This is a genomic window from Streptomyces cahuitamycinicus, assembly GCF_002891435.1.
Lineage (GTDB): Bacteria > Actinomycetota > Actinomycetes > Streptomycetales > Streptomycetaceae > Streptomyces > Streptomyces cahuitamycinicus.
In genome coordinates, this window is the sequence record NZ_POUC01000292.1 from 1 (window position 1) to 10,485 (window position 10,485).

Consider the following 10,485-nt stretch of genomic DNA (forward strand, 5'->3'; position numbering starts at 1 on the left):
GTAGTAGGGGACGCGGGTGTTGCCGGGGGAGGGGTCGGGCAGCTTCAGCAGCCGGGCCGGGATGCCGCCCGGTTCGGCGACGGCCGTGTCGCCGCAGAGCCGGCAGACGGGGAGCAGGCGGCGGTGGTTGCGCTCGGCCGAGACGCGGACGTGGTGCCGGCGGGTGGCTGGGCCGTGGAGCGGGTTGACGCCGCAGCACAGGTCGGCCGGGTCGCCGGCGAGTGCGGCACGGCCGGCTCGCGCGAGCACGATGACGGCCACCAGGGTCGCGGCATCCGTCCCAGGCTGCCGCACGCGCCCGGGATCGCCGTCGACGAGGAGGAGCGCGGCGTCGAGGTGGTCCCAGGCGCGGCCGCGATCGTCCGGGGAGCTGAACTCGGCGGTAAGAGCGGTGAGTTCGGCGTAGGCCGTGCGCCGGAGGTAGGACACCGACGGTTCGGTCGGGGCGGTGAGCGGCAAACTGCCGGACGGCTCGGGCGCGGGGGAGCGCCGCCGCCGCAGGGCCCGGACGATCCAGGTCGCCCCGGCCACGACGCTCGACAGCAGGAGGGCCGCGAAGGCGCCCACGAACAGGCCCGGCCAGAAGTCCGTGGAGAACAGGGGCGGGAGGGCGGTCTCACCGGCGGCGCTCGGCGCTGCGGGGGGCGCGGGCTCGGACCAGGGCCGGTCGGTGCGCGGGGTGTCGTCGAGGAAGGTCATCAGCGCGTCGAGGCGCTCGCCGAGGAGGTGGTCGCCGGCCTCGTCCGCCCTGCTGTCGCCCAGCGTGACGGAGTCCGGCATGTCGAAGGTGAGGAGGTTGCCGTCCAGGCGCAGGCCGTGGTTGTAGGCGTCGATCGTGCCGTCGTCCGGATCGGCGACCACGTACACCCCGTCCCCGCCCACCTTGGCGTGCACCGCCGCGGCGAACAGGCCCGAGTCGCCGGCCGACTCGCTCTCCGGCGTCTGCGGCACGAGGGAGACGTACACCGGGCCGCCGCCGTCGGAACGCCGGAAGTCCCGGATCCGCTCGTGCAGCCGGTCCAGTTGCCGGGCGTCGAGGACGCGCGGGCTCTCCGGATCGGCGTACACCGGGTCCTGCTTCAGCCCTGCGGCGACCCGCTCCACACGGGCCGACAGATCGGCGGGGGTGGGAGGCTGCGCCGCGCTCGACCGGGTCTGGTCGAAGACGGCGGTGGCGGCGAGGGCGACAGCGGCGGCGGACAGGAGAGCCGCGCCCCAGACGACCGGGCGCAGGACGGGCTTCTTCGGCCGCCCGCGCCCCGCGTAGACCGCGAGCAGCAGGATCGTCAGCGGTACGCCGGTGAGCAGGATGCCCGTGATGAACGACTGGTTCTGGCGGTCGGACGGGCCGATGTACAAGTCGGAGGGCTCGTCGTCCTGGTACTTCTCGCGAGCGGCCTCGGCGCGGGCGGCGGCCTTCTCGTTGCCCTGCGCGATGACGTCGGCGAACCGCTCGAAGCTGAGCAACGGACCCGCGTCGTAAGGGAGTTCGTACTGCGTGACGGTGACGGCGGCGTCAGCGGGGGCGTCGACGCCGAAGGCCCTGGCCTCCGCGATGTCCGGACCCTCGAAACGGACGTACAGCCCGTCCCGCCCGAGCCGGTCGTGGACCGCGCCGAGCAGCTGCCGTCCGTCCGTGCTGCTCTGCATGGGCAGGACCAGGACGTACGTCGGGACGCCGGTCTTCTTCGCGATCCGGGCGAGGTCGGGGGCGGTGGAGCGCGGGACCTCGCGGGGGAGCTGGTCGGTGACGTGGACCGGGTTCTCGCGGAGGCGGTCGGCGAGGTAGGCGGCCTGGGTGGGGGCATCGGCGGCGCTCGCGGCGACGGCGGATGTAGCGGTCGCGAAGAGGGCCGTCAGCGCGCTCAGGGCGAGAAGCAGCCTGACAACGCGCCTGCGGCTGTTGCTCGTTGCCCGTATCCCTGCTGTGCGGGCGTTGTTCGTCGTGACTGCTCTCACCGGTGAGTCCCCCGCGGTCCGATCGATGTCCGCGCGGCACTCTACTCGGCCGTTCGCGAGTGCTACAGGACGCCCGGCTGCGGTTCGGCCGGTGCTCCCGAGGGGCTCGTCAGGATCACGGCGTCGCCCTCGCCGGGGCGGGATCGTGCGGTGTCCGCACCTCGAATTCGTGGCTGCGGCCCGGCCGGTGCTCCGGAGGGGCTCCTCAGGATCGGCGTCGCCCTCGCCAGGGCGGGGTCACGCGGTGTCCCACCCCGACTTCGTGAGTGAATCGTGCAGGCCTGATGGCCGGTAGGTGACGAACCAGCCCGTGGTCCTGGGCTGCTGGGGTCCCAAGCGATTCGCTCACGCACAGGTGCTGCCGTCATCTGGGGCTGATTCTGGGAGGGTTGACCGGGCCGGACGTTGCAGATGGATAACAGGCCGCACCCTGCGACCCGTGGGGCCGGACGCGCCTTGAGGGGCTTATGTGCGGCTGATACGGTGCGATGGCTTGACACTCACCCCCAGTGCTGGCTATTCGCCCAGGTCGGGCGGGTACGTCCGGCCCGTCCCGCACTTCTCCGTGCGGGTCGACGCGGGTGAAGTGTCCGAATTTGAAGGCACATGACAGACATCTTCTTGGGTGTACGGGGAGCGGTTGCGTGAAGATCCAAGAGCGTACGGGGGCGGGCGCAGGTCGTTCCGCCGCTCCGGCTCAGCCGTCGGTCGGCGACCGGCTTCCCACCCCGCCTCGCGAGCGCAAACCGGCTCTGGCCGCGCTCGCGGTGCTGCTGATCCTGGCGGGCGCGCTGGGTGCGACCATGCTCGTGCTCCAGGTCGGTGAGCGCATCGAGGTCGTCAAGGTCACGCAGGCGATCCCCCCGGGCGGCTCGGTCACCCAGTCGAACTCGACCCCCGTCATGGTCGCCAAGGACGACAGCATCCACTACATCGAGTGGACCCAGCTGGACGAGCTGAAGAAGCAGAAGCTGAAGGCCGTCAACGCCATCCCCGCCGGAGCCGTCGTCGTCGGTGAGATGTTCGGGGACGAGGCGGGTGTCGCCGCCGGCAAGGCCACCGTGGGCCTCTCCCTCAAGGCCGGCCAGTACCCGACCGGCATCAAGCAGGGCGACACCGTCGCGGCCTACCGTGTCGGCTCCGCCACCGGCTCGGGCAACAGCAACAGCGACTCCTCCTCGTCGTCGGCGACCGACAGTTCCGTCATCGTCGACAGCGCCCGCGTCACCTACGTTCCGGGCCCGAAGGACAGCGGCGACGAGATCGTCGGCAGCACCAACCTGGCGGTCACCCTGACCGTCGACAGCGACAAGGCCGCCGGCTTGGCCCAGGCCGCCTCCAACGGCGAGGTCGCCCTCGTCCAGGTCCCCGGTAACTCCGGCAACTAGAAGGCGGCACCCAACCCATGGCGCTCATCGCTCTCGCCGCCGACAAGGGTTCCCCCGGCGTCACCACCGCGGCCGTCGCCCTCGCGGCGGTCTGGCCGCGGCGTGTCCTGCTCGCCGAGGCGGACCCGGCGGGCGGTGACCTCGTCTACCGCAGTGCCGCCGCGCACGGCGGACCGCTCAACCCCAACACCGGCATGCTCTCCATCGCCGCCACCGCCCGCCGCGGCCTCGTGCCCGACCAGCTCTGGGACCACGTCCAGCCGCTGAGCGGCGGTCTCGAGGTCCTCGTCGGGCTCGGGATCGCCGAACAGGCCGCCGGACTGGCGGGGTTGTGGCCGACCCTCGGGCACGCCTTCAACTCCCTCGCCGACTCCCCGCACGCCGCCGCCGACGTCATCGCCGACTGCGGACGCGTCAGCGGCGACACCCCGGCCGTGGAGCTGTTCCCGCACGCCGCGCTCGTGCTGCTCATCTCGCGCACCGAGCCGGAGGCCCTCGCCCGCGTCCGGGACCGCGCCGCCGCCCTCGCGGCCAAGCTGCACGGCGGACCCCGTGGCGCCGCCAGCCTCGGCACCCCGATGATCGGCGTCGTCCTGATCGCCGACACCGGCACGGCAGGCAAGCTCGCCTCGCAGGTCAACGACATGCTCGTGCACGCCCAGACCGGTGCCCGCGTGGTCGGCACCATCGCCGACGACCCGGCCGGCGCCGACCAGTTGGCCGGCCGCAAGCGGGGCCGCCTCGACAAGTCGCTGCTGATCCGCTCGGCCCGCAAGGTCGCCGCCGACCTCTACCAGCAGTACGGCGCCGCCTGGGCCGCCTCCGCCCGGGCCGACCAGGCGCCCCAGGCCCACCACGCCCCGCACGCCCCGGGCCAGATGCAGGGCCACGCGGGGGCCGGCGCATGACCGCTGTCGACCACCAGTTGGTCAAGCGGTTCCGCCAGGACGCCGGCGACCGCATCGCCGAGCAGCGCCGGCAGGACCAGGTCGCGGGCGTCACCCCGATGTCCACGGAGGACGAGCGGCAGTACGCCCGTGCCGTCATAGCCCAGATCCTGGAGGAGTACGCCCGCACGGAGATCAACGCGGGCCGTACGCCGCTGGACGCCGAGACCGAGGAGCAGTACGCGGCCGCCGTGCACGCCGCGCTGTTCGGTGTCGGCCGGCTCCAGCCGCTGCTGGACAACCCCGAGGTCGAGAACATCGACATCAACGGCTGCGACCAGGTGTTCGTCGGGTATGCCGACGGACGCGAGGAGAAGGTGGACCCCGTCGCCGAGACCGACGAGGAGCTCATCGAGCTCATCCAGGTGCTCGGTGCGTACTCCGGTCTCTCCTCCCGGCCCTTCGACTCGGCCAACCCCCAGCTCGACCTGCGCCTCCCCGACGGTTCGCGACTGTCGGCCGTCATGGACGTCACCCGGCGCCCCGCGCTGTCCATCCGCCGGGCGCGCATGGGCAAGGTGTTCATCTCCGACCTCGTCGGCAACGGCACCCTGTCGCCCGAGGTCGCCCACTTCATGGCCTGCGCGGTCCGAGCCCGCAAGAACATCATGATCGCCGGCGCCACCAACGCCGGTAAGACCACGCTCCTGCGCGCCCTCGCCAACGAGATCCCGCCGCACGAGCGCCTCATCACCGTCGAACGGGCCCTGGAACTGGGCCTCGACACCTTCCCCGACCTGCACCCCAACGTGGTCGCCTTCGAGGAGCGCCTGCCCAACTCCGAGGGCCAGGGCACCATCTCGATGGCGGAACTGGTGCGACGCTCGCTGCGTATGAACCCCTCCCGGGTCATCGTCGGTGAGGTCCTCGGCGACGAGATCGTCACCATGCTCAACGCGATGTCGCAGGGCAACGACGGCTCACTGTCCACGATCCACGCCAACAGCTCGCACGAGGTCTTCAACCGTATTTCCACCTACGCGCTGCAGGCGACGGAACGGCTGCCCATCGAGGCCAGCCAGATGCTGATCGCGGGCGCGGTCAACTTCGTCGTCTTCATCCAGCGGCGCAACAACTTCGGCAACGGCGGCCGCCTCCAGCGCATGGTCACCTCCGTCCGCGAGGTCAACGGCGTGGACGGACGGGTGCTGTCCAGCGAGGTGTTCGCGGAGGCCCCCGACGGCCGGATCGTGCCGCACGCCCCCATAGCCTGCCTGGAGGAACTGATGGCACACGGCTACCAGCCGTCCGGGACCTGGGGGTGAGCCGGGGATGACCACGACCAACACGGCCATCGGCTCGCTCGGCTCCATGGGCGGCCTGTTCTCCACCACCGTCCTGTACTCGATAGGGAGCGGCGTCGCCGTCGGCGGCGGCCTCGCCCTCCTCCTCATCGCCATCCGCGGACTGCCCGCCAAGCCCGACCACGAGAAGCAGAAGGCCGCGGAGCGGGCGGGCGAACTCATCCGCTTCGCCGGCCAACGCGGCTCGCTCGCCGCCATTGTCGGCCTGGTCGTCCTCGTCCTCACCCGCTGGGCCGTCGCGGGCATCGCGGCCGGCGTCCTCGTCTTCTTCTGGGACCGCCTGTTCGGCGGCGCCAGTGAGGAACGGGCCGCCATGCGCCGCGTCGAGGCCCTGGCCTCCTGGACGGAGTCCCTGCGCGACACCATCGCCGGCGCCGTGGGCCTGGAACAGGCCATCCCGGCCTCGGCCCGTGCCGCGGCCCCCGTGCTGCGCCCCCACCTCGACGCCCTCGTCGACCGGCTGCGCGCCCGCACCCCGCTGCCCGAGGCGCTCCAGCAGCTCGCCGACGAGATCGACGACGCCTCCGCCGACATCATCGTCGCGGCCCTCATCCTCAACGCACGGCTGCGCGGCCCGGGTCTGCGCCAAGTCCTCGGCGCCCTGGCCAAGTCGGCCCGCGAGGAGGTCGACATGCGCCAGCGGGTCATGGCCCAGCGCGCCTCGACCCGCCGCTCGGTGCAGATCGTCGTCGCGGTCTCCGTCGCCTTCGTCCTCGGCCTGTCCATCTTCAACCGCGACTTCGTGGAGCCGTACGGAACGGCCGTCGGCCAGCTCGTCCTGGCCTGTGTCTGCGGCCTGTTCGCGCTCGGCTTCTGGTGGCTGCGCAAGCTGTCCACCATCGAGACACCCGAGCGCTTCCTGGTCCGCGACGAGGCCTCCGTCCAGTTCGTCCGTCCGAGGACGCCGTCCGGGGCGCAGTCCCAGCAGCGGCTGCCGCAGGAAGAAGGGGCTCGCTGATGGACCTCACGATGCCGCTCGTCGTCGGCGCCGTCATCGGCCTGGGCATCTACGCCCTCGTGCGCGCCCTCATGCCCACCAAGCGCAGCGCGATCTCACAGGTCGCGCGGATCGACGCGATGCGCGCCCGAGGCTCGGCCTACGAATCGGCCCGCGTCGAGCGGGAGAATGGCCGCCTGGGCGCGGTGCGGGCCGAAGTGGGCCTGCGTGTCTCGGAGTTCTACCTCCAGCAGGGCTGGGAGCAGCGCTCGCTGCGCGCGGACCTCGCGGTGCTGGACCGCAGCTGGGAGAAGTTCCTGGCGACGAAGGTGCTGCTGGGCGTGGCCGGCCTGTTCTTCGGCCCGTTCCTGTTCGCCATCGTCTACACGCTGGGCTTCGGCAGGAGCCCGATCATCCCGGTCTGGATGGCCCTGCTCTTCGCGGTCGTCTTCTTCTTCCTGCCCGACCTGGAGGTACGGCGGGACGCCGCCGACAAGCGGCGCGACCTGCGGCGTGTGATCGGCGCGTACCTCGACCTGGTGTCGATGAGCCTCGCAGGCGGACGCGGTCTGCCCGAGGCCCTGATGGCGGCGGCCGAGATCTCCGACGGCTGGGCCAACCAGCGCATCCGCAACGCCCTGTCCGACGCCCGCATCACCGGCGTCAGCCAGTGGCAGGCGCTCGGCGCGCTCGGCGAGGAGATCGGCGTGGAGGAACTCAAGGACCTCTCCGCATCCCTGGCCCTGGTCGCGGACGACGGAGCCAAGGTCCGCGAGTCCCTCGCCTCCCGCGCCGAGACCATGCGGCACCGCGAGCTCGCCGAGATCGAGGGCAGCGCGGGCGAGAAGTCCCAGTCGATGCTCGTGGCGCAGCTGCTGCTGTGCGCCGGGTTCCTGGTGTTCCTGATCTTTCCGGCGGCGATGCGGGTGTTCCAGGTGCAGTGAGCCGTGCTGAGCCTTGCGGTGAGCTCGCAGTGAGCGAACTCCACAACTCCAGAACTCCGTGACCTGATTTCGAAAGGACAAGACGTCATGAACGGACGCAACCTCCACACCGGCATCCCCGCCGTGGACTTCCTCGTCACCTTCCTCCAGGCCCGCACCGAGCGGGCCCGCTCCGGCGAGCTGGACCGCGGTGCCTCCGCGGTCGAGTGGGTCATCATCTCCGCGGTCGTCGTGGCGATCGTCGGTGTCGTGGCCGCCATCATCAACGCCGCGCTGAGCGAGGGCGCCAACAAGGTCGGCGACTGCATCAAGGGTGCGGACGCGGGCAAGACCTGCTGATCGCTCTCGGGAGCACCAGGAGCACCAGGAGCATCAAGAGCAACGGGGTTCACGGGATGTCGGCAGATGTGGGCAGACGGGCACGCCGCTGGGTGCGGGCCGCACGGGAACGGGCGGCCGCCCGCGGCGACTCAGGCATGACCGCGATCGAGTTCGTGCTGCTCACCCCGGTCCTCTTCTTCATGATCTTCGCGACGGTGCAGTTCGCCCTGTACTTCTTCGCCGACCACGTGGCCCAGGCGGCGGCCCAGGCCGGAGCCCGCAAGGCCCGCGCCACGGCCGACGAGCAGCCGGGTGCGTGGCGGGGCGAGGCGCGGGACGTGGTGGACAGCTACATCCGCCAGCTCGGCCCCCAACTGGTCCTGTCTCCGGACGTGACGATGGTGCAGCCGGAGCAGAACACGGTGGGCGTGGAGATCGCGGCGACGGTCCCGACGGTGTTCCCCGGGCTGGAACTCACGGTTCACGCGCAGTCGGTGGGGCCGGTGGAGCGGTTCGTACAGGAAGAGGGCAACTGAATGTCCGTCCCTTTCCTCCCCGAGGGCGGCCGGTCCGCGGACGACAGTGGCCTGTCCACCGTCGAGGTCGTGATCCTCGCACCGGTGATGATCCTGTTCATCCTGGTCCTGGTGGCCTTCGGTCAGCTGGTGGACGGCCGTGGGGCGCTCGACGGTGCCGCCCGGGACGCGGCCCGCGCGGGGTCGATCCAGAAGGACCACGCGACGGCCATGGCCGAGGCGAGGAAGGCCGCGGATGCGAACCTGGCGGACGTCTGCTCGGGCCCGGTGTCCGTCACGCAGACCAGCCAGGGCTTCGAGCCGGACACCATCTTCACCGTCGAGGTGAGCTGTCAGGTGCGGGGTCTCGCCATGCTCGGCCTCGACGTCCCGACGACCCTGTCGTCGAGCTTCAGCTCCCCGCTCGACCCGTTCCGGAGGTCGGCGTGAGACACCTACGCTCCTCCTGGCGGTCGTGGTGGGCGGCCCGTGGCGCGCGGCTGGACGACCGCGGCTCCGGCGCCGGAGCGGTCATCATCTTCACCCTCGTCTTCCTCTCCCTCTCCGCGTTCGTCATCGACGGCGGCCTGTCCATCTCCAAGCGGGAACGCGCCGCCGACATCGCCGAACAGGCTGCCCGATACGCCGCCCAGGACATCGACCGTGACGCCCTCTACGAGAACGAGGGCGGCCCCGCGCCGATCAACTTCGAGAACTGCAACGCCCGCGTGAAGGCCTTCGCCCGCGAGATGGACATGACGGGCGCGGACATCGGCGCGACCCACTGCGTGACGGCGGACGCCGAGCAGGTCGAGGTCGAGGTACAGCTCACGTACTCCCCGGTCTTCACGGGAATGTTCTACGGCGGCGACGTGGTGGTCCACGGGCAGGCCGTGGCGCAGAACGAGGTCGGCTGAGCCGGTCCGGAACCTTCGTCGCATCTGCACACCGGTCACCGCGGGGTCGTGAAGGAGCCGGGCGGAAAACGAGCCCGGCCCATTTCCCTTACTGCGGACCACATTCCCGTACCGCGGTGGGGCAGAAGATGTGAAGACCGCGAGGTTACCGGTGACCAAAAGGTCACACCCATGAATTCTCCCCTCGCCATTCCACTCCCACCCGTCGCCACCGACTGGCCGCCCCCTCTCCCGACGTGCTTTGATCAGTCGCGCTCGAGCATTTGAATGAAAAAACGAAGGGAACCACTCCCCATGGCGTTCACCCCGCAGATCGAGACCGCCCAGATGTCCGACGCCGAGCTGGACACCGTCGCCGGCGGTCAGGCGGGCGGCGCCACCGCGGGTGCCGGCGCCGCAGCCGGTCTCTACGTCGAGACCACGGCCGCGGGCCTCACGACCGGCGTCGGCGGCGGCCTGGGCCTCGCCGTCTCGCCGCAGGGCATCGCGGCGGACCTGCACCTCAACGCGGCCATCGCTTCCTGAGGCAGCGCGCGGAAAAGGCCCTGGATCTTTCGGATCCAGGGCCTTTCCACGTAGCTCGGACGGGGCCTACTTCCCCGCGCCGTCCCCCTTGCCGCCCTTACCGCCCCGTTTGTCCTCGGTCTTCATGGCGTCGTTCACCTTCTTGGCGAGTTCGTCATCCAGCTTCTTGAACTCGCGAACAACGGCATCGGACATACTGGCCAGTGCATCCAGCTGCTGCGTGATGTCCTCACGCCCGTCCTCCCAGTTGGACTCGAAATCGTCGAGTGCGTCATTGACGCTGCCGTCGCCGATATCGTCCTTGTAGGACTCGAAGAGCTTCTTGGTGTGATTCAGACGGGTCTTGATGGAACGCAGCCGGCGCCCGTAGCTCTCCAGCTCGGTCAGCGGGAGCGCGAGGTCGCTCTTGCCCTTGCCCATCCGGGAGCCCCCCAACGTCCGGCACTCTGATCTCCGAGAAACCGTACCCTGGCCCGATCTTCCCGTCGAACGGTTGTGCCTTGTAAGTTCACGTGTGCATACGGTTGTTGCTGTGGATGTGCGCGTGACGGGGGTTGCGGTATGGCGGGGCACAGGCCTGCGGACTGGCATGTCCTGGATCTGGACAAGGATCCGACGCCTGGTGATCCGCAGCGGGTGCGCACACTCGCGAAGCATCTGCACGACTTCGCCGACGACGTGTCCGACGCGTTGCGTCTGGTCAAGGGCATGGCGGGGGAGGGCACGCT

At 70.7% G+C, this 10,485-nt stretch carries 12 protein-coding genes; 10 read left to right on the forward strand and 2 right to left on the reverse strand.

Annotation, left to right across the window (positions count from 1 at the left end):
- Positions 1-1,959: hypothetical protein (locus C1J00_RS29965; RefSeq protein WP_180989740.1), on the reverse strand; the 1,959-nt coding region annotated here is incomplete at its 3' end.
- Between the two features lie 644 nt (positions 1,960-2,603).
- On the opposite strand from C1J00_RS29965, the gene C1J00_RS29970 reads away from it, so the two are divergent.
- From C1J00_RS29970 to C1J00_RS30015, 10 genes are all read left to right on the forward strand, one after another.
- Complete coding sequence (locus C1J00_RS29970; protein ID WP_102912124.1) at positions 2,604-3,347, forward strand: hypothetical protein; 744 nt, start codon at positions 2,604-2,606, stop codon at positions 3,345-3,347.
- Positions 3,348-3,364: 17 nt separating this feature from the next.
- Positions 3,365-4,255 carry a hypothetical protein gene (locus C1J00_RS29975; RefSeq protein WP_102912125.1) on the forward strand — a complete coding sequence of 297 codons (891 nt, stop codon included), beginning with the start codon at positions 3,365-3,367 and terminating at the stop codon, positions 4,253-4,255.
- On the forward strand, positions 4,252-5,559 hold the full coding sequence (locus tag C1J00_RS29980) for a TadA family conjugal transfer-associated ATPase (RefSeq protein WP_102912126.1): 1,308 nt from the start codon (positions 4,252-4,254) through the stop codon (positions 5,557-5,559). Before C1J00_RS29975 ends, C1J00_RS29980 begins: the two co-directional genes overlap by 4 nt.
- Before the next feature lie 7 nt (positions 5,560-5,566).
- The gene (locus C1J00_RS29985) at positions 5,567-6,556 is read left to right on the forward strand and encodes a type II secretion system F family protein (RefSeq protein WP_102912127.1); all 990 of its coding nucleotides are present in this window, start codon (positions 5,567-5,569) and stop codon (positions 6,554-6,556) included.
- Positions 6,556-7,479: a type II secretion system F family protein gene (locus C1J00_RS29990; RefSeq protein WP_180989741.1), complete on the forward strand. Its 924-nt coding sequence runs from the start codon at positions 6,556-6,558 to the stop codon at positions 7,477-7,479. The genes C1J00_RS29985 and C1J00_RS29990 overlap by 1 nt, the downstream gene beginning before the upstream one ends.
- 87 nt (positions 7,480-7,566) lie before the next feature.
- Complete coding sequence (locus tag C1J00_RS29995) at positions 7,567-7,818, forward strand: hypothetical protein (protein WP_102912128.1); 252 nt, start codon at positions 7,567-7,569, stop codon at positions 7,816-7,818.
- A 56-nt stretch (positions 7,819-7,874) separates the two neighbouring features.
- Positions 7,875-8,336, forward strand: coding sequence for a TadE family protein (locus tag C1J00_RS30000; protein WP_102912129.1), 462 nt, complete (start codon positions 7,875-7,877; stop codon positions 8,334-8,336).
- Positions 8,337-8,765, forward strand: a complete 429-nt coding sequence (locus C1J00_RS30005) for a TadE/TadG family type IV pilus assembly protein (protein WP_102912130.1) — start codon at positions 8,337-8,339, stop codon at positions 8,763-8,765. It abuts the gene before it with no gap.
- A complete protein-coding gene (locus tag C1J00_RS30010; protein WP_102912131.1) occupies positions 8,762-9,232 on the forward strand; it encodes a pilus assembly protein TadG-related protein in 471 nt (156 codons plus the stop codon). Before C1J00_RS30005 ends, C1J00_RS30010 begins: the two co-directional genes overlap by 4 nt.
- 294 nt (positions 9,233-9,526) lie before the next feature.
- On the forward strand, positions 9,527-9,757 hold the full coding sequence (locus C1J00_RS30015) for a hypothetical protein (RefSeq protein WP_102912132.1): 231 nt from the start codon (positions 9,527-9,529) through the stop codon (positions 9,755-9,757).
- A 66-nt stretch (positions 9,758-9,823) separates the two neighbouring features.
- Here the strand turns inward: C1J00_RS30015 and C1J00_RS30020 are convergent, their stop codons facing one another.
- Positions 9,824-10,177 carry a hypothetical protein gene (locus tag C1J00_RS30020; protein ID WP_102912133.1) on the reverse strand — a complete coding sequence of 118 codons (354 nt, stop codon included), beginning with the start codon at positions 10,175-10,177 and terminating at the stop codon, positions 9,824-9,826.
- Positions 10,178-10,485: the final 308 nt, after the last annotated feature.